The sequence below is a fragment of the Janthinobacterium sp. GW822-FHT07H11 genome (assembly GCF_058798615.1).
The window spans coordinates 3,135,165-3,158,712 of record NZ_CM179507.1 but is presented as its reverse complement, the minus strand read 5'-3'; the positions used below and the strand labels follow the sequence as shown (position 1 = coordinate 3,158,712).

9 protein-coding genes are annotated in these 23,548 nt (G+C 70.1%); 7 read left to right on the top strand and 2 right to left on the bottom strand.

Going from position 1 to position 23,548, the window contains the following annotated elements:
- Window positions 1–5 precede the first annotated feature (5 nt).
- From AC3RCJ_RS14050 to AC3RCJ_RS14020, 7 genes are all read left to right on the top strand, one after another.
- The gene (locus tag AC3RCJ_RS14050) at window positions 6–908 is read left to right on the top strand and encodes a GGDEF domain-containing protein (protein WP_492962687.1); all 903 of its coding nucleotides are present in this window, start codon (window positions 6–8) and stop codon (window positions 906–908) included.
- A 57-nt stretch (window positions 909–965) separates the two neighbouring features.
- The gene (locus AC3RCJ_RS14045; protein WP_492962689.1) at window positions 966–1,469 is read left to right on the top strand and encodes a chemotaxis protein CheW; all 504 of its coding nucleotides are present in this window, start codon (window positions 966–968) and stop codon (window positions 1,467–1,469) included.
- 49 nt (window positions 1,470–1,518) lie between these two features.
- Window positions 1,519–2,577, top strand: coding sequence for an HD domain-containing phosphohydrolase (locus AC3RCJ_RS14040; RefSeq protein WP_492962691.1), 1,059 nt, complete (start codon window positions 1,519–1,521; stop codon window positions 2,575–2,577).
- A 14-nt stretch (window positions 2,578–2,591) separates the two neighbouring features.
- Complete coding sequence (locus AC3RCJ_RS14035; protein ID WP_492962693.1) at window positions 2,592–3,737, top strand: FIST signal transduction protein; 1,146 nt, start codon at window positions 2,592–2,594, stop codon at window positions 3,735–3,737.
- Window positions 3,734–7,291 carry a PAS domain S-box protein gene (locus tag AC3RCJ_RS14030; protein WP_492962695.1) on the top strand — a complete coding sequence of 1,186 codons (3,558 nt, stop codon included), beginning with the start codon at window positions 3,734–3,736 and terminating at the stop codon, window positions 7,289–7,291. The genes AC3RCJ_RS14035 and AC3RCJ_RS14030 overlap by 4 nt, the downstream gene beginning before the upstream one ends.
- A gap of 61 nt (window positions 7,292–7,352) precedes the next feature.
- Window positions 7,353–9,167: a PHA/PHB synthase family protein gene (locus AC3RCJ_RS14025; protein ID WP_492962697.1), complete on the top strand. Its 1,815-nt coding sequence runs from the start codon at window positions 7,353–7,355 to the stop codon at window positions 9,165–9,167.
- A 33-nt stretch (window positions 9,168–9,200) separates the two neighbouring features.
- Complete coding sequence (locus tag AC3RCJ_RS14020) at window positions 9,201–10,046, top strand: universal stress protein (RefSeq protein ID WP_492962699.1); 846 nt, start codon at window positions 9,201–9,203, stop codon at window positions 10,044–10,046.
- 21 nt (window positions 10,047–10,067) lie between these two features.
- On the opposite strand, the gene AC3RCJ_RS14015 is transcribed toward AC3RCJ_RS14020, so the two are convergent.
- Together AC3RCJ_RS14015 and AC3RCJ_RS14010 are read right to left on the bottom strand one after the other, a co-directional pair.
- On the bottom strand, window positions 10,068–10,649 hold the full coding sequence (locus tag AC3RCJ_RS14015) for an RNA polymerase sigma factor (RefSeq protein ID WP_492962707.1): 582 nt from the start codon (window positions 10,647–10,649) through the stop codon (window positions 10,068–10,070).
- A complete protein-coding gene (locus AC3RCJ_RS14010) occupies window positions 10,649–23,446 on the bottom strand; it encodes a filamentous hemagglutinin family protein (protein ID WP_492965740.1) in 12,798 nt (4,265 codons plus the stop codon). The genes AC3RCJ_RS14015 and AC3RCJ_RS14010 overlap by 1 nt, the downstream gene beginning before the upstream one ends.
- Window positions 23,447–23,548: the final 102 nt, after the last annotated feature.

Sequence of the window (23,548 nt, the reverse complement as noted above, 5' to 3'; positions counted from 1 at the left end):
AACATATGAACCAAGTACTGGCCTTGCGCCTGCTCGACGCCGCCGATGACGCCGCCGTCATCATCGATGCCACATCGCGCATCCGGTATGCGAACGACGCCATGTATGCACTGAGCGGCTACGCCAGGGGCAGCCTGCCAGGCCGGCAGCTCGAAACGCTGCTGCCCGATGGCATACGCCAGCAGCACGCCGGGCAGATCGACGCCTACCTGGCCGGCAAAAAGCTGTCCAAGGTACTCGGCCAGAAGCGCCAGTTCGCCATCCGCCACCGCGATGGCTCGATGCTGCCCATCATGCTCAAGGCCATGGACCTGGGCACGCTCGACGAGCAGAACTACATGGGCGCCTTCCTCATCGACCAGCGCCGCGAGCGCGCCATCGAGCAGCAGAATGCGGCCCGCTGGCAGCAGCTGCAGCGCATCGCCCTCAGCGACCCCCTGACCCACCTGCCGAACCGGCGCGCCTTCGACATCGAGGCCGTGCGCTCGGCGGCGCGGGCCAGGCGCTCGGGCAGCCCGATGAGCATCGGCATCGCCGACATCGATTTCTTCAAGAAGATCAACGACCAGCATGGCCATGCCGCCGGCGATGCCGTGTTGCAAGCCATCGCCAAGGTGTTCCAGGCCCAGGCGCGGGCATCCGACGTCATCGCCCGCGTGGGCGGCGAGGAATTCGGCTTCCTGTTTCCCCATACGAACCTGGCCATGGCGCGCCAGGTGGCCGAGCGCATCCGCCTGGCCGTGGCCGGCACGCACTTCCTTTTCGACCAGCTCGACATCACGGCAACGATCAGCATCGGCCTGGCGTCGCTGCCCGAGAACGGCGACTGGAAAGCCGGCTTCATGCAGGCCGATGCCGCCCTGTACGAAGCGAAGAAAAATGGCCGCAACCGCATCGAGCAGGCCTGAACACCGTAGTCCCCCGGAAGTTTCATTCACCAAGCAGCACCTGACAGGAGCAAGCACATGGAAACCATCACTACGCATGCGGCGGCAGCCGGCCAACCGGTACAAGCGGGCGCCCGGGAACTGCTGGTCTTTGGCCTGGGCCAGGAGGAATACGCGATCGACATCGGCCTGGTGCAAGAAATACGCGGCTACGGCGCCGTCACCCGCATGGCCAACGCCCCCGCCTTCCTCAAGGGATTCATCCACCTGCGCGGCAGCATCGTGCCGCTGGTCGACCTGCGCATCTCGCTCGGCCATGCCGAACCCGTGTACGACGCCTCGACCGTGGTCATCATCCTGATCTTCGCGCACGGCGCCACCGGCATCGTGGTCGACCGCGTGGCCGACGTCGTGCCGCTGGCGCCGGCCCAGATCAAGCCGCCGCCGCAGCTGCACGGCTCGGCCATGGCCGGCCACGTGACGGCCATCGGCACGCTGGACGAACGCATGCTGATCGTGCTCGACATGGACAGCCTGCTGTCGGGCATGGGCATGCACGCCATGGGCAAGCTGGCGGCCTGAAGCCGCCAGCGCCCCCGCCCCCACCTGACCGCCATCCGCCGGAGACACCATGAGCATCCTGATCGTCGATGACAACGAAACCAATCTGAGCCTGCTATCGACGCTGGCGCGCAAGTCCAGCGCCGTGGACCCCGTCTGCATGAACGACCCCATCGATGCCCTGTACTGGTGCGAGTCGAACGTGCCGGACCTGGTCCTGCTCGACTATCGGATGCCCAGCCTGTCCGGCAATGAATTCCTCAACATCTTCCGCAAGATGCCGCACATGGCCGACATTCCCATCATCATGGTGACCACCGAAAACGACCGCGCCGTGCGCAACCAGGCCTTTTCGCTGGGCGTGACGGAGTTTCTCACCAAGCCCGTCGATACCATCGAGTTCAGCTTGCGCGTGCGCAACCTGCTGGCCCTGCGCAATGCGCAAACCATGCTGGCCGACCGCGCCAAGCTGCTCGAGCACGAAGTGCGCCAGGCCATCGCCGACGTGACGGCGCGCGAGATGGAACTGGTCACGCGCCTGGCCAGGGCGGCCGAGTTCCGCGACCCCGAAACGGGTGGCCACATCATGCGCATGGCCCGCTATTCGGCGCTGATCGCCAGGGAGCTGGGACTGGCGCCGGAATGGCAGGAGCTGCTGCTCAAGGCGGCGCCCATGCACGACGTGGGCAAGCTGGCCACGCCCGACCATATCCTGCTCAAGCCGGGGCGGCTGGACGCCGATGAAATGGCCATCATGCGCCAGCATGCGGAGATCGGCGGGCAGATCCTCGCCGGCAGCGATTCGCCGCTGATCCGCCTGGCCGAGGAAATCGCCTGCGGCCACCACGAGAAATATGACGGCAGCGGCTATCCGCGCGGCCTGGCGGGCGAACAGATTCCGGTCTCGGCGCGCATCGTGGCCGTGGCCGACGTCTTCGACGCGCTCACCTCGGAACGGCCGTACAAGCCGGCCTGGCCGTTGGCGCAGGCGCGCCAGTTCCTGCAGCAGAACAAGGGCAGCCATTTCTGCCCGCGATGCATCGACGCCTTCCTCGGCGCCTGGGACGAGGTGCTCGATATCCGCAGCAGCCTGCCCGACCCCGTCCAACCCCTTGCCCACCCACTCTGAGCCCGGAGCCTGCCATGCGCGTGCAACAACTGATCCTGAAAAACCATGTCGACCTCGATGCCGCGCTGGCGCCGCTGGCCGCCATCGAGCCCCATCTGGTGCTCGTCTTCGGCGCCTGCGCCTATTTCGCCACGCCGGAACTGACGGCGGCGCTGCGCCGGCAACTGCCGCTGGCCGTCATCGCCGGCTGCTCCACGGCCGGCGAGATCGCCGGCAACCGCTCCTATGACGGCTGCTGCGTCGTCACGGCCATCCGCTTTGCCCACACCACGGTGGCCATCGCCGACGCCATCATCTGCGACATGGCCGATTCGCACGACACGGGCGAGCGCCTGGCGCAGGCGCTGCCGCAGGATGGACTGGCGGCCGTCTTCATGCTGGGCACGGGCGTAGCCATCAACGGCAGCGCGCTCATCGCCGGCCTGCAGGCGAACCTGCCGCCGGGCGTGACGATTTCAGGCGGACTGGCGGCCGACGGCGGCGCCTTCCGCCAGACCTGGACCCTGGGTCCGCGCGGCGCGGCCGACAATACCGTCGTCGCCGTCGGCCTGTACGGCGAGCGTATCCGCCTCGGCTACGGCAGCCATGCGGGCTGGGAAGCGTTCGGCCCGGCACGCAAGGTGACGCGCTGCGTCGGCAACGTGCTGTATGGCCTGGACGGCGCGCGCGCGCTCGACATCTACAAGCTGTACCTGGGCGACTATGCGCGCGACCTGCCCGGCTCGGGCCTGCTGTTCCCGTTTGAAATGCTCTCGGCCGCACACGAGAAAAGCAATGTCTTCCGCACCATCCTCGCCGTCGACGAGGAACACGGTTCGCTGACCCTGGCCGGCGACATCCTCGCCGATGGCTACCTGAAATTGATGCATTCGAGCACCAACAAGCTGATCGACGGCGCGGAAACGGCCGCGCGCGGCGTCGCGCCGCAGGCCGATGCCGTGGGCGACCAGCTGGCCCTGCTGGTCAGCTGCGTGGGCCGCAAGCTGGTCATGGGCGACCGGGTCGACGAAGAGGTCGAAGCGGTGGCCGACCTGCTGGGCGGCGGCGCGACCTGCATCGCCGGGTTTTATTCGAATGGCGAAATCGGCATCGCCCAGCCGCACGGCGCGTGCCAGCTGCACAACCAGACGATGACCGTGACCGTACTGAGCGAAACATGAACCGCACCCTCGCACGCCAGCTGAACCGCGTCTGCAACATCGACTCGGAAAGCGCCCGCAACGCCTTGCTGGAGCAGGCCCAGGCACTGGGCGCGCAGGCGGACACGCCGCCCGAACTGGCCGGCTTCCTGGCCGGCCTGCCGGCCCTGCTGCTGCGCATCGACAGCGCCTACGACCAGTCCGAGCGCGACCTGGACCTGCGTTCGCGCAGCCTGGAGCTCAGTTCCACGGAACTGAGCCTGACCAATGACCTGCTGCGCACGGAACTGGCCAGCCGCAACCGCGTGATCCAGTCGCTGCGCGTGGCGGCCGTGCGCCTGCTCGACAACAACGATTCCGGCCTGCGCCTGCCGGCCGAAGGCGATATCGAAGGCCTGTCGGTGCTGCTGGCCGAGCTGGTGTCGCAGCAGGAGCTGCGCCGCATCGAACTGCTGAACCAGCGCTTTGCGATGGACCAGCATGCCATCGTCAGCATCACCGACACGGCCGGCGTCATCATCTACGTCAACGACAAGTTCTGCGCCATCAGCGGCTTTCCGCGCGAAGAGCTGATCGGCCAGACGCACCGCCTGATCAATTCGCACACGCATCCGGACGCCTTCTTTGCGCAGATGTGGCAAACCATCACCACGGGCCAGGTGTGGCATGGTGAAATATGCAACCACGCCAAGGGCGGCGAAGAATACTGGGTGGACGCCACCATCGTGCCCTTCCTCGACGCGGCCGGCAAGCCGTATCAATACATCGCCATCCGCACGGAAATCAGCGAAAGCAAGCGCATGGCCGAGACCATCGCGAAAAGCGAGCGCGAATACCGCAACGTCGTCAACAGCCTCAATGAAGTGGTGTTCCGCACGGACCTGCAGGGCGCCTGGACCTTCCTCAATCCGGCCTGGCACACCATCACCGGTTTTGCCATCGCCGACAGCCTGGGCCGGAACGTGCTGCAATTTATCGATGCGCGCGACCGCGACCGCGCCGCCGCCGGCCTGGCCCAGCTGCTGGGGGGCCAGGTGGACAGCATGCGCCACGAAGCGCGCTACCTGACCAGCGACGGCAACGTGCGCTGGATCGACGTGTGCGCGCGCGCCGAACACGATGGCCAGGGGCGGCTGGCCGGCATCACCGGCAGCCTGACCGACATCACGGAGCGGCGCCAGGCGGCGCGCGAGCTGCGCCACAACCTCAATTTCGTCGACGCGCTGATCGAGACCATCCCCATTCCGCTGTACCTGAAGGACGTGCAGGGCCGCTACCTGCGCGCCAACCGCGCCTTCTGCGCCTTCTTCAAGCTCAAGCAGTCGGATATCCTCGGCATGACGGCCGCCGACCTCCTGCCGCCGCAGGAAGCGCAGCAGGTGGCGCGGCAAGACCTGCGCCTGATGCTCGACAAGGGCAACCAGACCTATGAAGACCGGCTGACCGTCGGCGCGCGCCAGGTCGACGTGCTGTTCAGCAAGGCAACCCTGCTGAAGTCCGATGGCGGCTTGAGCGGCCTGGTCGGCACCATCGTCGACATTTCCAGCCAAAAGGCGGCCGAACGCGCGCTGCTGCTGGCCAAGGAAGTGGCCGAATCGGCCAGCCGCTCGAAAAGCGAGTTCCTGGCCAACATGAGCCATGAGATCCGCACGCCGATGAACGGCATCCTCGGCATGACGGACCTGGTGCTCGATTCCGAGCTCGACGCCCACCAGCGCAAATACCTGGAGATCGTCAAGGCCTCGGCCGACGCCCTGCTGTGCATCATCAACGACATCCTCGACTTCTCGAAGATCGAGGCGGGCATGCTGACCCTGGAAAGCATCCCGTTCAACCTGCGCCAGCTGATGCAGGAAACCATGCGCTCCCACGTCATGCGCGCGCAGGCCAGCGGCCTGGAGCTGGTGCTCGACCTCGATCCGGCGCTGCCGCAGATGCTGCTGGGCGACCCCGGCCGCCTGCGCCAGGTGCTGACCAACCTGACGGGCAACGCCATCAAGTTCACGCCGCGCGGCGAAGTGGCCGTCAGCGTCCAGCTGCGCGCCAGCGATGGCGGCACGGCACAGGTGCGCCTGAGCGTGCGCGATACCGGCATCGGCATCGCCGCCGACATGCAGGATGCCGTCTTCGACGCCTTCCAGCAGGAAGACGGCTCGACCACGCGGCGTTTCGGCGGCACGGGGCTGGGCCTGTCGATCACGCGCCGCCTGGTGACGATGATGGGTGGCGACATCAGCCTGTCCAGCGAACTGGGCAAGGGAAGCAGCTTCACCGTGGACCTGGCCCTGCCCATCAGCGAAAACCAGCTGCTGCCGCCCCCCGGCACGTCGCTGGCGGGGCGCGCCATCATGCTGGTCGACGACAATGCGAGCAGCCTGACCATCCTGCGCAGGATCTTCGAGCACTGCGGCGCCGCCGTCAGCGCCTACGAGTCGGGCGAGACGGCGCTGGAAGGCTGCCGCGGCGCCCTGCCGGCGGACTGCATCATCATGGACTTCGCCATGCCGGGCATGAACGGCTTCGACACGGCAGCGGCGCTGGCCGCCCTGCCGCACTGGAGCCAGGTGCCGATTGTCATGCTGTCGTCCAGCGGCAGCCTGGGCGACGCGGCGCGCTGCCGCGAACTGGGCATCCAGGGCTACCTGCTCAAGCCCGCCAGCGCCGATGAGTTGCTGGCGATCACCATGAGCGTGCTGGGCACCTGCCGCGGCATGCCGGCCGAAACGCCCGTCGTGACGCGCCACTCCGTCAGGGAAAGCACGCCCAGCCTGGACATCCTGCTGGTCGAGGACAATGCCATGAACCGCGAACTGGCCACCGTGCTGCTGTCGAACGCGGGGCACCGCGTCACGCATGCGGCAAATGGCCGCATCGCGCTCGACCGCCATGCGGCCGGCCACTTCGACATGATCCTGATGGACTTGCAGATGCCGGAAATGGGCGGTTTCGAAGCCACCGCCCAGATCCGCCAGCGCGAGACGCAGGGCATGCCCAAGAGCATCATCATCGCCATGACGGCCAGCGCCTTCGAGGGCGACCGCGAACGCTGCATCGCCGGCGGCATGGACGACTACCTGTCCAAGCCTTTCCGCACGGCAGCCTTCCAGGAGCTGATCCGCCAGCACGTGCTGCAAATAAGCAAGCACGTGCCGCCATCGGCCGTGCCGCCAGACGCGGCGTATCCGCCGACGCGCAGGGAGGCGGACGGCACGGCGCCATTCGACTACGGCGCCGCGCTGGCCGGCGCCGATGCCGAGGTGATCGGCATCATCGGCGCATCGTTCCTGGCCGGCCTGCCGTCGCAGCTGGCGACCATGCATGCCGCCCTGCAGGCGGGCGACAGGAGCACCCTGAGCCGGCAGGCGCATACGCTGGCCGGCTTGCTCGGCAATTTCCAGGCCGCCCCCGCCATCGCCATCGCGGCCGCCATCGAGCGCGAGGCGGCAACGGCCCTGCCGCGCGCGCTGCGGGAGCGGCTCGAGAGGCTGGAGGAGCAATTGCGCCAGTTTGTCCAGGCGGCAGGCGCCACCCTCGGCGAGGCAAGCCAGCCGGCCCACGCATCCGGGCAAACTTGATATAGATCATAATTTTTTTAACAAGCTCTTGCTATCCTGTAAAAAAATAGCCGGAGTCCTCATGAACATTGTGCAGCATGCCCCCGTGGCCGATACGACCGCGGCATCCTCGAACAGCGAACGGCTCGGTAGCGCCTGGCAAGGCGTGTCCGTACGGCCCTATCCCGAGTGCGCCCCGTCCGGCGCCACCCTGGACCTGTTCCTGAACGCCTGGCTGGGCAAGTTCACAGGAGGCATTTCACCGGCCGCGCTGGGCAATGCCTACGCCGACTGGCTCAGCCACCTGGCGCTGGCGCCGTCGAAACAGCAGACGCTGCTGCTCGAAGCGTGGAAAAAGCTGTGGCGCTGGCAGCAGTACGCGCTGCAGTCGGCGCTGCCGGGCGCCGCCGAACAGCCGTGCATCGCGCCGCTGCCGCAGGACCGGCGCTTCGACGACCCCGCCTGGCAGCACTGGCCGTACAACCTGCTGTACCAGGGATTCCTGCTGCAGCAGCAATGGTGGCACCGCGCCACCACCGGCGTGCGCGGCGTGTCGCAGCACCACGAGGATGTCGTCACGTTTACCGTGCGCCAGTGGCTCGACATGCTGGCGCCGTCGAATTTCATGCTGACCAACCCGGTGGTGCAGGAGGCAACGCTGCGCAGCGGCGGCGCCAACCTGGCGCGCGGTGCCGCGCACCTGGCGGGCGACTGGCGCCGCACCGCCATGGGCGACCGGGCGCCCGACGAGCGCGCCTACCGGGTCGGCGCGAACGTCGCCGTCACGCCGGGCAAGGTGGTCTACCGCAACGACCTGATCGAACTGATACAGTACGCGCCCGCGACGGCAAGCGTGCATGCCGCGCCGCTGCTGTTCGTGCCGGCATGGATCATGAAGTACTACATCCTCGACCTGTCGCCGCACAATTCGCTGGTGCGCTACCTGGTCGGCCAGGGCCACACGGTCTTCATGATTTCCTGGAAAAATCCGCAGGAAGCCGACCGCCACCTGTCGCTGGAAGACTATCGCGAGCTGGGCGCGATGGCCGCGCTCGATGCCGTCACGCGCATCACGGGTGCGCCGCAGGTGCACGCCGCCGGCTACTGCCTGGGCGGCACGCTGCTGGCGATCGCCGCCGCCAGCATGGCGCGCGACGGCGACGCGCGCCTGGCCAGCCTGACCATGCTGGCCTCGCAGGTGGATTTCAAGGAACCGGGCGAACTGTCGCTGTTCATCGACGACAGCCAGGTCAGTTTTCTGGAAGCGGCCATGTGGAAGCAGGGCTATCTCGACACGAAGCAAATGGCGGGCGCCTTCCAGCTGCTGCGCTCGAACGACCTGATCTGGTCGCGCCGGCTGCACCACTATCTGCTGGGCGAGGGTGAGCAGGACAGCGACCTGATGGCCTGGAACGCGGACGCCACGCGCATGCCGTTCCGCATGCATTCGGAATACCTGCGCCAGCTGTTCCTGCACAACGACCTGGCCGAGGGGCGCTACCGCAGCGCCGGGCGCCACATCGCGCTGCCCGACATACACGTACCGATCTTCGCCGTGGGCACCCTGACCGATCACGTGGCGCCCTGGCGCTCCGTGTACAAGCTGCAGCTGCTGACCGACACGGACGTCACCTTCCTGCTCACCTCGGGCGGCCACAATGCGGGCGTGGTCTCGCCGCCGGGCCAGCCGCGCCGCAGCTACCAGCTGGCCACGCACCGCCACGACGCGCCATATGTCGATGCCGATACCTGGCAGCAGACGGCGCCGCGCCACGACGGTTCCTGGTGGCCCGCCTGGCAGGCGTGGCTGGCCGAGCGCTCGGGCCCGCTGGTGGCGCCGCCAGCGACCGGTCCCGACCTGGGCGACGCGCCCGGCAGCTATGTGCTGCAAGCCTGACATTCCCCATCCACCATCCACGAGGACGACGCCATGCCCTACACCACCCTGCTGGTCCATGTAGACAATTCGCGCCACTGCGAGCAGCGCATCCGCCTGGCCGTGCGCCTGGCGATCGCCGAACAGGCGCACCTGGTCGGCTCGGCCATGAGCGGCATCTCGCGCTATGCCTACGGCGGCGGCACGAACGCGCTGCAATTTGCGCCGGCGCAAATGCAGGCACTGCGCGGCCAGGCCAGCGACGCGCTGCACGGTTTCGAGCGCATCGCCCGCGAGGAAGGCCTGGCCACCTATGAAACGCGCTTCGTCGACGACGATGCGCAAGGCGCGCTGCTGCTGCAGGCGCGCTATTGCGACCTGCTGATCCTGGGCCAGACCGACCCGCAGGACACGCCTTCGCGCGTGATCGCCGGCACCGCCGAATACCTGATGCTGCATTGCGGCCGCCCCGTGCTGATGGTGCCGACCGCGCCGCGCGCGCCATCGGCCGACACCGCCAGGCGGCCGCTGCTGGCCTGGAACGGCAGCGCCGAAGCGCTGCGCGCCATCACCGACGCGCTGCCGCTGCTGCGCCGCGCGCAGCAGGTGACGCTGGCCGTCGTCAATTCCCACCTGCAGCCGGCCGCGCACGGCGAGCAGCCGGGTGCCGACCTGGCGCTGTACCTGGCCCGCCATGGCGTCAACGTCAACGTGCTGCAGCACGACACGCCGCCCGGCGCGGACGTCGGCGCGGCCCTGCTGTCCATGGCCGCGCAGGGCCAGTGCGACCTGCTGGTGATGGGCTGCTACGGCCACATGCGCCTGCGCGAAGCGCTGCTGGGCGGCGTCACGCGCACGGTGCTGCAGCACATGGACTTGCCGGTGCTGGTATCGCACTGACAGCGGCGGGCGGGCGCCGCTTCAGGACGTCGGATGCCTGGCCATCCGCGCGCCCCGCAAGGCCCGGCGCGCCTGGCCGATGCCGCCGATGACGGCCTGACCCGTGTGCGCGGCGCAGTGGTCGAGCGCCTGGCGCAGCAAGGTGTCGACATTGCGCAGCGACAGGCCATGGCGCGCGGCCACCTCGTCGCGCGTGGCGTCCTCCAGGCGCAAGCCGAGCAGCACCTGGCGGTGACGCCGGGGCAGGCGCGCCAGCGCCCTGTCCACGGCCGCCACCTCGGAGCGCACTTCGGCCAGCGCGGCCGGTCCCGCCGCCGCGTCGGCCAACTGCTCCAGCAGCGTTTCCGCCCCTGGCGCATACCGCCAGGGCCGCGCCTGGCGCAACTGATCCACCGCCAGGTTGCAGGCCACGCGGCAGACATAGGCATCCATGCTGCTGGCGGGCGGCGCCGGCTTGTCCGCCAGGCGCAGCCAGGCGTCGTGCAGGCAGTCGCTGGCCAGCTCCGGGCAACCGAGATAGCGCGTCAGCCGGCGGTGCAGGCGCGCGTAATGCGTGGCCAGGTGCGCCTGCAGGCACGGCGACAGCGCTTCCACGCCGGCCATCACAGGTCCAGCTCCTGCTGCTCCTGGCGCGTCAGGTGGGCGCGCTGGGTGGCGCCCGTCCCGCCGAGGCCCAGGATGGCGACGGGACTGTCCGGCCGGTAGCCGGCCGCCCCGGCGCGCTTGCCGCCGGCCGGCCTGTCGCCGCCCTCGAGCGTCTCGTCGCCGAAGCCCAGCACGCGCACGGAAAAGATCGACGGCAGGTTGCCGCGCGCCGCCGCCCGCTCGCGCTGCAGCGCTTCCTGCGCCGCGCCCGTCGCCTGCGACGCCGCCGCACTGGCGTTGCTCAGGGCGGCCACGTTGACGGCGGCCAGCACCGGCATGCCGCTCGATTTCCCCTGCACCTGGATGTTCGCCGCGTTCACCAGCTGCAGCGCCGCCAGGTTGATATTGCCCGAGACGCGGATGCCCGCCTCGCCCGCATCGATGGTGCCCAGCGGGGCGATCAGGTCGATATCGCCGGCCGGTACTTCCGGTATCGGCGCCAGCGTGGCGATGCCGGCGCCCGTGCTGGGCACGTCGGACGCCAGCGTCACATTGCCCCATTGGTCATACACGCGCTTGGGCGGCGTGTAGACGATGGTGGACTTCGAACCGCGCCCCGCATTGATGTCGCCCTGCGCCGACCAGGCCAGGATGGCGCCGCCGAAGGTGGTCATGATGCGGCTTTGGCCCAGCAGCATGCTGTCCTGCGCGTACAGCGCGATATCGCCGGCCCCCTGCGTGAGCACGCCGGGCACCAGGCCGGGCACCGCGAGCGGCGCCTGGCCCTCGGTGCCGAAGACCTGCTTGCCGCCCGGCGCGAGCATGCTGATATCGCCGCCAAACAGGGTATTGACGCCGGACGGGCCGTACAGGCTGATATCGCCCTGGTAGCCGATACGCGCGCCGCTCCCATCCTGCGCGGGGAACAGCGCCGCGATGGCGTTGCGGCCGCGCAGGTAGCTGCCGAAACGCGGGCCTTGCGCATCGTTGTATTCGCGCCCGCCCGCCTTCAATTCATCGAAGAAGACCTGGCGCGCGAAGATCCGCTGCTGCTCGGGCGGCAAGGCGGCGAAGCGCGTGCGCGCCTGTTGCGGCGTGCCGCTGAAACCCTCGCGCGCCGCCAGCCAGGCGGCCAGTTCCGGCGCATAGGTCCTGGCGACCTTGCCCGCCTGCTGTGCCAAAGGCACGCCAGCCTGGGCCAGGTTGGCCGGGTCCAGATAGCGCTGCGCGAAGGCGGCGAAATCGATGCCATTCACGCCGGCTTCGCCCAGCCCCGCCTGCAGCACGATGGCGGCGCCGGGGCGTTTATCGCCGGCCGCCACGGCGCCCAGGCTGACCAGCGCACCCTGCTCTTCCATGCGGATATGCCGCCCCGCCGTCAGTTCCAGCGTGCCGGGGCCGGCCACGCTGAAGCTGCTATGCAGGATGTCGCGGCCGGCCGCGACGATGGACACGTCCGTGGCGCGCGCATGCACGAACAGGTTGCCCGTGCTGACGCCGTTGCCAGACACGTTCTCGCGGGTATTGGTGATGGCGTTCGGCAGCGCCGTCGGCTGGCCCGGCTGCGTGCCGGAGTTGACAATGTCGCGCCCGGCCCGCATCCACACGGGCGCGGCACCCTCGTACCACGTCTGCCCGGCCCGCTGGCCGTTGACAAACGCCAGGATTTCTCCGCTGCGCAAGCCGACGATATCGCCCTTGCCCGCGTACAGGCGCGACGGCGCGCCGGCCTCGCCGAGCGGCACGGCGCTGGGGCTGCCGAACGCGAACAGGGGAAAGCGCACCAGGGTCGACAGGATGCCGTCCACGCCGCCATTGCCCGCCACGTAGGTGGCCGGCTGTTCATAGCCGGCGAAGGCGGGATGAGCGGGCGTCGGCAGGCTGGACGCGGCGGCGCCCGAGCGGCTCACGGCATAGCCGCTGGCATACAGCGAATCGCCCGCCAGCAAATCGAGCCGGCCGTTGGCCGATGGCGCCAGCAGCATGGAATAGCCTGGCGCGTAATAGTCGCGGACGCCCAGCGCCGACTTGCCCAGGAAGATGCTGCCGTTGGCGGCCACCGCCCCCAGCTGCGAAGGAAACAGGAAACGCCCGTCCGAATCGGCATGGTTGCCCTGGCTGGCCGGTGTCCTGCCAAAATCGACGTCGCCCAGCTGCACGCTCGGCGCCAGGCTGCCGCCGGCGGAGAACAGGTCGATCGCCGTGCCGTCCGTCCACAGCGAAAACCAGGCATGGCCGCCCTGCGCATGGGCCTTGCCATTGGCCGTGAACGCGGACGAATGGGCTGTCTTCACGCGGCCCGGGTCGCCCGTGCCGGCCAGCACCAGGTCGCCCCGCGTGGACACGCGCGCCGCCGCATCGCCCAGCATCAGCGTCGCGCCGCCGGTGGCCGTGCCCAGCGTGGCGCCGTAGGGATCGTAGGCGCGCTGCTCCTTGCTGTCGTGCTGCAGCCGCATGCCGCCATAATTGAAGGCGACGCCGCCCAGGCTGCCCGTCTGCAGGGCCAGGGCGCCGCGCAGATTGCTCAGCGCGCCGTTCAGGTTCAGGTTCTGGTTCTGGTAATCCGTCGCCGCGCCCTGCTGCATGCCGGAACCGTTGTTGACGGCCGCCCTGGCCAGCAGGCCGGGATTGAGGTCGCCGCCGATGCGCACGTCCATGTCGCCGCCGCCCGTCAGCAGCAGGCCGCCGTCGGCGCCGACCCGGCCCGTGCCGGCCACGGCCAGCACCAGTCCTTCGCTGCGCGGCGACTGGTCGCCATCGGCCGAGCCGCGCCGCGCCTGCATGCCCGCATGGCCGCCCACGTCGACGCTCAGGTTGCCGCCACCGAGCGTGCCCATGCCCGTGAAGCCCACCAGCATGGGCAGCTTGTCGATGATCGCCTGGTCGGGCTGCAGGACGCTCGCGCCACCGGCTTCCTTGATATACGTGCCAAAATTGATCCACCAGCTGGCGGGGATGGGGTCGACGCCGCCCGTGCCGCCCGTGCCCTGGCGCCACAGCCAGTTGCCGACGTTGGCGCTGGCCGCCTGCCTGCGCAAGTCTTCCTGGCGCGCAACGCCGAACGCACTGACGATGTCGCCCGTCAGGTTGCCGCCCGCGCGCAGCAGCAGATTGCCGCCATGGTCGGGATACCAGGCCGCATACGGGCTGGTCGCGCCGCCGTCGACCAGGGACTCATATGCGGCGCCGCCGCTGCCCAGCACTGTCGCGCCGTCGCCGGCGCGCCCGCGCGCCTGATTGTAGGCGGCATTGCCCAGGCTGGCGGTGGAGGTGCCCGCCGTATAGATGCCATAGGGCGACAGGGTACTGACGTTGCCGGCCGCGATCAGGTCCAGCTCGCCCGTCCCCGTGCGCAGCACGCTGAAATGCTGGGTCGCTGGCGTCACGCTTTTCAGCGCGCCGATTTCCACCCGGTCCGGCGTGCCGGGAATCGCCTTGCCCAGCGGGATGCAGATCTCCGTGTCGCACAGTCCTTCCACATCCAGCGGCACGGGCTTGCCGGCCAGCCAGGTGGGGTCATACAGGCTGGCGCCGTCGCTCCAGGCATAGTTGTGGCGGTCGCAGGCGCCCTCATCGCAAAGGCTTTCAAGATCGGGCGCCACCGGCGTGCCTGGCTCGTAGCCCAGCTCGCCGCCCAGCGCATTCCAGAACCAGGCACCGCCCGGCCGCGCCGGCGTGCCCGGGATGATTTTCCGGTCATACGTTTCATACAGCGCGTAATGGCTGTCGGCCAGCCGCAGGTCGCCCGCCAGCACGGGCCGGATGCTGCGCGTGTCGGCCGCGCTGGTATCGGCGCCGGACACGAGCCGCATCGACCACGACAGCGAGCCTTCCGGCAGCATGGGCGCCACCGCCCAGTTACGGCCCTGCATGCCGCCCGTGATGGCGCGCAGCGGCACGCCGAGGGCGCCGCCCGGCAGCTTGACGCTGGTATCGGCGGGGATCAGCGCACCGACGCGCAAGGCCAGCGCACCGGCCAGCAAGACCCCGTTCGGATTGCTGCCCGTGTCAAACTGCGCCAGGCTCGGCAGCGGCACGCCGGCCGGCCAGGTCAGGCCTTCCAGCGCGGCCGTCCCGGGCAACTGCGAACCGGCGCCCAGCTGCGTGCCTTTCGGCAGCAGCAGCGGCTGGCCCGCGACCAGCGTGCCGGCCGCATGCAGCAGGCGGCCGGCGCCGTCGCGCACGTCCGCGCGCAGCACTGTATCGAGCGGCACTTCCAGCGCCGCCGCCAGGCTGGCCGCCACCGGCAGCACGGTGCCCGCGGCCAGCGTCGCCGGCTGCATGGGCAAGGCATAATTCAAGACCTTGCCTGCAGGAAACAACGTTCCCTCGGCCAGCACCACGCCATGGCCCGGCACCACGACGTCGCCGCCATAGGCCTGGCGGCCAGGCGTCAGCACCCAGCCCTTGTCGTCCGGCGTGGCGGGCGGCGGCGCAAAACCGTCGTTGATGCTACCAAAGATGTCGAGATTGCCGCCCGCGCGCAACACCAGGCTGCCCGGTTCGCCCGAGCCGGCCACGGCGGTTTTTGGCGTCTGCGCGTTCAGGCCCGCATAGCGGTGCGCGGACAGGTCGATGTCGCCGCTGAGCACCAGGTCGCCCTGCGTGACGATTTCCACGCCGGGCCGCACATGCAGCGCCCCGGCATGCGCGGCCGTGCGCAAGCCGGCCAGCTTATTTCCCAGCAAATTGGCGTTGGCCAGCGCCGCCGCCATGAAGTCCATGCTGTCGCCATGCTTGCGATCGAGGTAAGCCTGGTCGATGAACTGGTAGGGCCGTCCGCCCGCCGCCAAGTCCGCCTGCGGCAAGCCGTCCGGGCCCGGCACGACCTGGCCACTGACATCCTTGAGCACGCCCTGCGGCGCGTCGGCGTAGCGCGCCGTGCCGTGCACGGCGATCTCGCGCGCGCCTTCGATGCGCAGACCTGCGCCGGCCGCGATGGCGATGTCGCCGTGCGTGGCCGCGTCGGCGTCGCCGGCGCCACCGGCGCTGCCCAGGCGCGCCGCGTGCAAGTCCAGCGTGCCGCGCGCCTGGCCGTCATGCAGGCCCTTGCCCGCGCCGCTGGCGGCGGCCGTGCCGTGGCGCACATCGAGCCGCGCGCCGCTGTCCAGGGCCAGCACACTGTCGCCCGCATTGATTTCGATCAACGCCCGGTTCGGCGCGTCGATGATCTTGCCGTGGCTGTCGACGCGCAGCACGCTGCCATGCGCGTCGAGCACGGCCGTGCCGGCCAGCGTCACGCCCTGCTTGCCCGCCAGGCGGATGGCGCCCACGCGCTCGCCGCTGGCGTCGATGCTGCCCGCCACCGTCAGGCGGCCATTGTCGAGCGAGACATTGACGCTGCCCGCCCTGATCTCGTCGCCGATGCTCAGGTCGCCCCGCTTGATCTGGAAACTGCGCTCGCCGTCGACCTTGCCGTCGTTCAGGCGCCGGTTCAGGGCCGCGAAGTCGCCCACGTCCTGCGCGCGGATATCCACGGCGCCGCCCTTGTAGGACAAGACGGTGCCACCGGCGTCATAGCGGCCGCTGGCACCGCCCAGCAGCCGGCCCAGCAGGTCGACCCTGCCTGCGGCCGCGTCGAGGGCGATGGCCTGCACCCTGCCGCCCTGGTTGTTGCGGGCCGAGACATCGATGCCGGCGGCGGCCGACTGCGCGATATTGCCGCTGCGGCTGCTCAGTATCACCTCGCCGCCCCAGCTGTACTTGTCCGCGTCGTGGATGCTGACCTTGCGCCCCGCCAGGTCCAGTTGTGCGCCGTCCAGCAGGCGCACGTCGCGCTCGGCAGCCACGCTCAATTTACCACTAGGCAACACCACGGCCGTATCCAGCGTCACGCTATGCCCCGCCAGCAGCAGTTCCGCGCCCAGCGCCTCGCTGCCGGCATGCGCCGCCGGCCCGCCCGCCCCGGCGACACTGAGCGCGCCGCCTGCCGTGATGCGGCTGACGGAAGCGGCTTGTCCCGTCAGCAGCGGCGTATTCAGGTACAGGTCGCCGCCAGCGTACTGGTAGCCCTTCCCCGTCGCATAAGCGCCCTGCGACTGGTGCACGGCCAGGCTGCCCTTGTGGTTGGCCGTGATGCGCTCGCTGGCATTGAGCCTGACGTCGGCGAAGCCGAGGATCAGGCGCGGCGCGTCGGCCAGCGTGTCCGGGCGCGTGTCGGGGCCATAGCCGAACTCGATGTGCCGCGCGCGCACGTCCAGCGTGCCGCTGCCCGTGCCGGCGCCGCCGGCCAGCACGGCGCCGGGCAGCGCTGCCGCGCCGGCCGTGCCGCCATTCCAGACGAGGGTATCGGTGATGATGCGTGCGGCCTCGCCCGCCTTGCCGCTGCCATACATGGCCGGCGTCGTCAGCGACAACTTCTCCAGCAGCGACTTGCCGCTGGCATCCATGGTGCTCAGGGTCGTGTCGCCGTAGAAATTGAGCGACTGGGCCGCCGTCAGCGACAAGGTCTGCAAGGCCGGCGCGCCCGTGCCGGCATCGCCGCGCAGCAAGCGGTCCAGGACCTCCTGGTTCAAGGTCAGCCCCGGCGGCAGGGCAGCGCGCGCGGCCGCCGCATCGAGCGCCTGCGCACTGCCCACGTTGATGCCGCCGACCGCCAGGGCCAGGTGGCGCGTGCCGTAGCGCACGGCGTCGCCGAGCTCGAAGGCACTGCTGGTGGCAAAGGCGATCGAGCCTTCCGAATACAGCGAGGTGGCGCCGGCGCAGGCGGCTTGCGCGCAGGTGCCGATGCGGATGCTGGCCGGCGTGCCCACGCTATCGTGTTCCGGCGCCAGCATCTGCAGGCGGCCGTTGGACACGGCCAGCACGCCGCGATAGCCGGGCTGGTAGACGAAGCCGTCATCGGCATCGAAGGCGGACTTGCCGCGCCCCAGCGTGCTGATGGCCGCACCCTGCTCGACCTGGATGCCGGCGCCCTGGGTTGCCCCTGAAGAGTTGGCGACGAGCAATACTTCGGCGGCCGACAGCGAGGCCCCGTCACGCACGCTGATGGCGCCAGCGGCCCTGCCGGTAGAGAAGTCGAGCAGCTTGCCGCCCTGGCCGTAGCGCACCACGGGCAAGTTGCCCAGCGACAGGCGCGCCGCGCCCACGGCGTTGACGTCAGCGGCGCGCAGGGAGACGGTGTCGATGCCGGCGCTGGCCTGGCCAGCGGCCGCCAGCACTTCCAGATGCCCGCCGTCCATCGGGAAGGCCAGCGTGCCGCCATGTCCCTTGTCGGCGGGCTGAAAGCGGGCCTGGCCCTGGAAATGGAAATCGATGGCGTCGCCATTGCCTGGCATTAACTGGACCGTCATGGTCCTCGCATCGGCTTCCAGCATGGCGCGCGGCACGTCCAGCCTGGCCGCGTCGGCGCGCACGAAATCGGCATAGCTGGTTTCGCGGTACTGCGAATAACTGCGCAACACGCTGGCCGGCGTCACGATCAGCTGTCGCGACAGGGCGTCGCCGATGCCCGTGCCGGCCACGGACAGGCGGCCGCTGGCGGCCCAGGAGCCGTTGCGCATGGCATTCGGCGCGGCCGGCGCGATGCCGGCCTGGCCATTGATCTCGACGCGGAAGGCGCCCGGCAGCAAGGCATAGGTCGATGGCAGCAAGGTGTAGCTGCCGGCCGGCAAGCCCGGCACGCCGGCGCCTATCGTCACCTGCTGGCCCGGCAGCGGCATACTGGCGCCGCGCTCGCCATCGGCGGGGGCCAGCGGCGCCTGCGTGCCCGGCACGATGGCGTACACGGGATTGCCGGCCAGTTCAGGCAGGATGAAGCCGCCGCTGGCCCGCGTCTGCACCAGCGGATGGTAGCGCGCATCGGTGGAGCCGCCACGGCCGGCCACGAAGGCGGCGCCCAGCAACTGGCCGCCGCCCGACAGATCGAGCACGGCGCCCGGCTGCACCTCGACCGCGCGGCTCGTCATCGCCAGTCCCACTTTCAGATTGGCCGTCGTGCCATAGGTGCCGCCCGCGCCCAGCAGGCTGACATCCTGGCCATCGTAGCGCCAGCTGACGCCATCGGCCGTGCCGCCATACGGCAGCATCAGGCCGGCGCCGCTGACCGACGTCACGCTGCCCGGCAGGAAGCGCACGGAACGCGTGCCCGACATGCTGGCGCCCGTACTGAGGCCCAGCACGATGCTGCCCAGCGGAGCCAGCAGCACGCCGCCCTGCTCGATCGCGGCGGCGCCCAGGGTCAGCGCGCCAAAGGCGGAATATGGCGGCAGCGGCGGCGCATCGGCCGTGCCGGCGCGGCCGATGCGCAGCAGGCGCTGCTGCGCAAAATCGCTGTTTCCGCCCACGTAGCCGGCCCGCACGATGGCGTTGGCCCCCGTTGCCGGATAAATGCGGCGCGCCGCCAGCGACAGGTCGGCCGGCGTGTTGAGGACGGTATTCTGGCCGTTGACCGTGGAAGCCAGGAAACGCAAGTCGCCCTGGCTGGCCAGTTCCACGCTGTCGAAGGCGCGCCGGTCAAGCGTGGCCGGCAGCCCTTGCGAACGCGCCTGGCCGCCATGCGCGCCCGTCGTCAGCACGTCGCGCACGTCGAGCAGCTGCCCTGCCGCCAGGCGCAAGGTGCCCGCGGCAGCCTGCGTCGACATGCCGCCTGTCAGCGTGGGACGTATCTGGCCGTCGCCCGTGCCGACGGCGCCGATGCCGGCCAGGCGCATGGACGGTGCCGCCAGCAGCACGCGCGTGGCCGCCGCCGCGCCGTCGGCCAGGACCAGGGTGGGCGCGTACAGATGCAGGCTCTGGCCCAGCGACAGGGACAGGTCGCCATCGAAGCCGAGCATGCCGTTGCTGAGGATGGACAGGTTGCCGAAGCCGCCAGCGGCCACCTGCGAGGCGGCCAGCGCCGCCTGGCCATACACGAACTGCGCGGCCGCCTGTTCCGGCTGCATGGCGGCCAGCGTGCCGCCGGCCGGCTGCTGGCGCAGCATGAACTCGCGCGCATGGCGCACGCGCTCGCCCGCGGTATCGCGGTACTGCGGCGTTTCCAGCGCGACAGCGAGCGTGCCGCCGGCCGCGCCGGCGCCGCCCGCACCGGCCTGCATCCGGCCGTCAAGATACAGGCCGTTGTTCGACGCCAGCGCGATGCTGCCGCCACGGCTGGCCACTTGCGTGGCGCCCAGGCCCGCCACGTCGAGCTGCGCCTGCGTGCCGGAAGCGTCGAGCAGCGCGCCTTCGCGCACGGCCACGAACAGGTGCGCCGCATCGGCCTTGCCCGTGGCCTGGTCGAGCGTGCCGCCCACCACGATGCTGCCGCCGTCGCGCACCAGGCCATAGCGCTGGCCGCGTGCATCGACGGCCGTGGCGGCGCGCGCCGCCACGTCCAGCACGGCCCCGTCGCCGATCCAGATCGAGCGGCCATGCCCGGCGCCGTTGGCCGCCTCGCCCGCCTGCACATCGCCCGCCATGCCTTCCAGGGCAATCTTGCCGCCCCAGGCATTCAGGCGGCCATCGAGCGTCAGCTGGCCGATGCCGGCCACCGTGATCGACTGGCCGGGATCGACTTCCAGCACGGCGCCGTGGCCGATGCGCGCCTGGACATTGGCCATGTCCGCGCCGCCGGAGACGTCCGCCACGCCGGCCTGCAGCCGCAGGCTGGCGCCGAGGCGCTGCGTCAGCACGCCCTTCGCCGCGTCTTCGCGGTACACGGGCGAGAGCCACGCTTCCACCTCCTGCCCGGCCAGGCGCAGCAGCGGCATCGTCACCGCCACCTGCGCGCCATCGGCCACCGTCAGGCCGCCGTTGCCGCCGATATCGTAGCGGGCAAAACCCTTGTCGAAAAACCCGCTGTCGAGCTGCAGCGTGTCGGCCGCCAGCGCCGGTGCGCCAATCAGCACCTTCGCCGCGCGCACCTGCAGCGTGCCGCCACCCTCCATGCCCTGGCCCAGCAGCGCGCCGGCGAAAGCCAGGCCGGCCGCGCGGTCGCTGCCCTGCATGCGCGTTTCCAGCGTCACGTTGCCGCCCTTGCCGCCGCGTACCGCGCCGCCGGCCAGCTGCGCCGCGCCCGAGCGCACGTCGATGCGGCTGTCCTGACGCAGCAGCACGTCGCCGCTGCTGCGCAGGGAAACACTGCCGCCATGCCGGTATGCCAGCTTGCCGCCAGACAGCGCATCCTCCTCCTGCAGGGACTGGCTCCACAAGCCGCTCGCGTCCAGCGTCACGCCGCCGGCCACCTGCACGCCGGCCTTGCCGCCGGCCGGCGTCCTCAGCACGCTGTCCTCGATGCGGTCGTTGACAGCCTGCCGCAGGATATTGCCGATCTGGATGCCGCCCGCGTGCGCCGTCACGTCGGCATTCACCGCCACGTCGCTGCCGTACAGGGTCACGCTGCCGCCGTCGGCCACGCGCACGGCGCCATTGACGGCGATCGTGTCCGTGGCGGCAATGCGGATGGCCCCCAGTTCGAAGCCGTTCAGGCGCGCCGTATCGAGCACCAGGCGCCCCTGGCGCGCGGTCGGCAGCAGCGTGCCCAGGTCCACGCCTGCGGCGATATCGTCCGCGCCGCCGGCCAGTTGCACTTCGCGCATGACGGCGCCCAGGCTGTCGTGCGTCAGGCCCGTGCTCTTCTCGAACATGGGCACGGAGCGGCCGACGATCAGCTGGCCGCGCGTGGCGGCGGCCTTGTGCGACTGCTGGTAGCCATCGACACCGGCCTGCGCCGCCTGCTGCTGGCCCGGGCCCTGGACGGCGCTGGCATCGATCAGCCCTTCCAGCACGGCCGCCTGCGTGCCGATCACCAGCCTGCCGGCATCGCGCCCGACCATGTAGCCGTTTTCCAGCCGCTGGAGCGGCGCGATCAGCGGACTGCGGTAGGAAGCCGTGGCCGACTCGCCCCAGCGCGGGTGCAGCTCTTCAAAGCCCCGGTACAGGCCCGTGTACAGCATGTCGCCGGGCGCGCGCGATGCTTCGTACTGGCGGCCATCGGCCCCGGTCAGCCAGGTCTGGCGGATCGAGCCGCCCTCCACCTGCAAGGTGCCGCCCGACAGATTGATGCTGGAGCCGGCCTGCGTGACCACGTCCCGCCCGCCAAAACTGAGCGTGCCGCCCTGCGCCATCCATTCGCCCACCATGTGTCCCTGCATGCCCAGGTAGCCGCCCACCTCCAGCAAGCCGCCCGCCGTGTACCAGCGGTCGCTGTCATAGCCGTTCGCCCCCTTGGGAACCAACACCAGGCCACGCCTGTCCAGCCAGATATCGCTGTTATTGAGCCCCTTGCCATCGCGGTTGCCGGGCGCGTCGCGCTGTTCGTTGCCCTGCACGTTGACCTTGACGTTGTTGCTTTCCATGGCCAGCCTGACCCCGGCCGCGCCGGCCACGTCGATCTGCGCGCCATCGCGCACCAGGCTGCGGCCGGCCGCATTGACGCTGATCTGCCCGCCCGTGGCCAGCGTCAGCGACGCGCCCTGGAAATCCACCGTGCCGGCGCTGTCGATGGCGATGCGCGACTGGTCGCGCCGGTCCGCCAGCGGCGGCATGGACGCGGTACCGGTCACGGCCGGGCTGCGCAGGCCGTCGCGCTGGCTGTCGAGCGCCGTGGTCTTCGCATCGTCCTCGATCAGGACGGCTGTCGTGGCGCCCTGTCCCAGCACCACGGCGGCCTGTTCGCCCAGCGCCTGCAGGTGCACGGTGCCGCGCGCAACGACGCTGGTGGTGGCCAGCAGCACGCCATCCTGGCGCAGCTCGCGCCCGGCCAGGGTCGCATCGCCTTCGCGCGCCTGGATCAGCCCCGTATTGGCGACCTTGCCTGCCGCACCGGCCGCCTCGAAGCGCGGCACGACCTCATTGCCGCGCGTGGTGGAGAGCGCGTTGCCATCCGTGCCCACGCCCTTGCGGATGACGAAGCTGTCGCCGGCGGCCAGCAGCGCCTGTCCCTTCGGCGTGACGATCTCGCCGCCGTTATGCACCTCGGCACCGGCCAGCAGCACATAGCCGCCACCCTCGGTGGAATTGGCGGGCGCGCGCGCGGCGAGGCGCGCGCCGCGCAGCACGTCGACCTTGCCCAACGCGTCGCTGATCGACGGCGCGCTGCCATTGCTGTATATGCCGCGCTCGCGGAACTGCGCATCGCCGATGCCGGCGGCGGCAGCCACCAGGTTGCGCGTATCGACCTGGCTGGCGCCATGGAAGACGATGCCGTTGCGGTTGACCAGCAGCACCGTGCCATCGCCCTCGATGCGGCCCTGGATCTGGCTGGGGCGCGCCAGCGGATCATTGACCCGGTTCAGCACGGCCCAGTCCTTCTGCTGCTGAAAAGACAAGGTCGTATCCTTGCCGACATTCAACGTTTCCCAGTTCAGGATGGCCTTGTCGGCTGTCTGCCGCACCAGCACCGTCGTCTTGCCTCCCTGCACCGTCTGCACGGGGGCCTGGGCGTTGAGCCAGCCGGCCGTCAGGCTGTCGGCATCGACCTGCAGGCCGCCTTTCGCCAGGCCATCGGGCACGCCAGGCGCACCGGCCGCGCCCTGGCGCGCCTGGGCCTGCGCCGCCTGCTGCGCGGCGATGGCGCGCGCGGCCAGGTGCAGGTTGTTGAGCGAACGCTGCAGCTGCTCGCCCGCCTGCGGGCCGGGCGCGGCTGGCCGGCCGGGCAGCGGCACGCCGCCCGGCTGGCGGCCCGTCTGCGCCGCCGTCGCCTGCGTCGCGCCCTTGCCGGCAAACCAGGCGCCGCTGAACGCCTGCTGCGCCTGCGCCTGCTGGACCGTGCCGCCCGCCGCCAGCAGCACGGCCACGGCATAGGCGAGCGGCGTAAGCCGCATGGCCGCTTGCGGCGCGGGCACGCGCTGCGTCTGTGTCATGGTCTTGCGCCGGGCAGTGTGAAACATGGTCATGGCAATGATTTCCTGGAAAATGAAGGTGCTGGTTGGTCAGGCAAGGCGCGCCGAAAAAGCGCTGCTCATGACTGGGACGCATGCTGCCCGCCTAACCCGCAT

Coding starts and splice junctions, on each gene's coding strand:
- AC3RCJ_RS14050 (WP_492962687.1), top strand. CDS start 6: ATGAACCAAGTACTGGCCTTGCGCCTGCTCGACGCCGCCGATGACGCC.
- AC3RCJ_RS14045 (WP_492962689.1), top strand. CDS start 966: ATGGAAACCATCACTACGCATGCGGCGGCAGCCGGCCAACCGGTACAA.
- AC3RCJ_RS14040 (WP_492962691.1), top strand. CDS start 1,519: ATGAGCATCCTGATCGTCGATGACAACGAAACCAATCTGAGCCTGCTA.
- AC3RCJ_RS14035 (WP_492962693.1), top strand. CDS start 2,592: ATGCGCGTGCAACAACTGATCCTGAAAAACCATGTCGACCTCGATGCC.
- AC3RCJ_RS14030 (WP_492962695.1), top strand. CDS start 3,734: ATGAACCGCACCCTCGCACGCCAGCTGAACCGCGTCTGCAACATCGAC.
- AC3RCJ_RS14025 (WP_492962697.1), top strand. CDS start 7,353: ATGAACATTGTGCAGCATGCCCCCGTGGCCGATACGACCGCGGCATCC.
- AC3RCJ_RS14020 (WP_492962699.1), top strand. CDS start 9,201: ATGCCCTACACCACCCTGCTGGTCCATGTAGACAATTCGCGCCACTGC.
- AC3RCJ_RS14015 (WP_492962707.1), bottom strand. CDS start 10,649: ATGGCCGGCGTGGAAGCGCTGTCGCCGTGCCTGCAGGCGCACCTGGCC.
- AC3RCJ_RS14010 (WP_492965740.1), bottom strand. CDS start 23,446: ATGACCATGTTTCACACTGCCCGGCGCAAGACCATGACACAGACGCAG.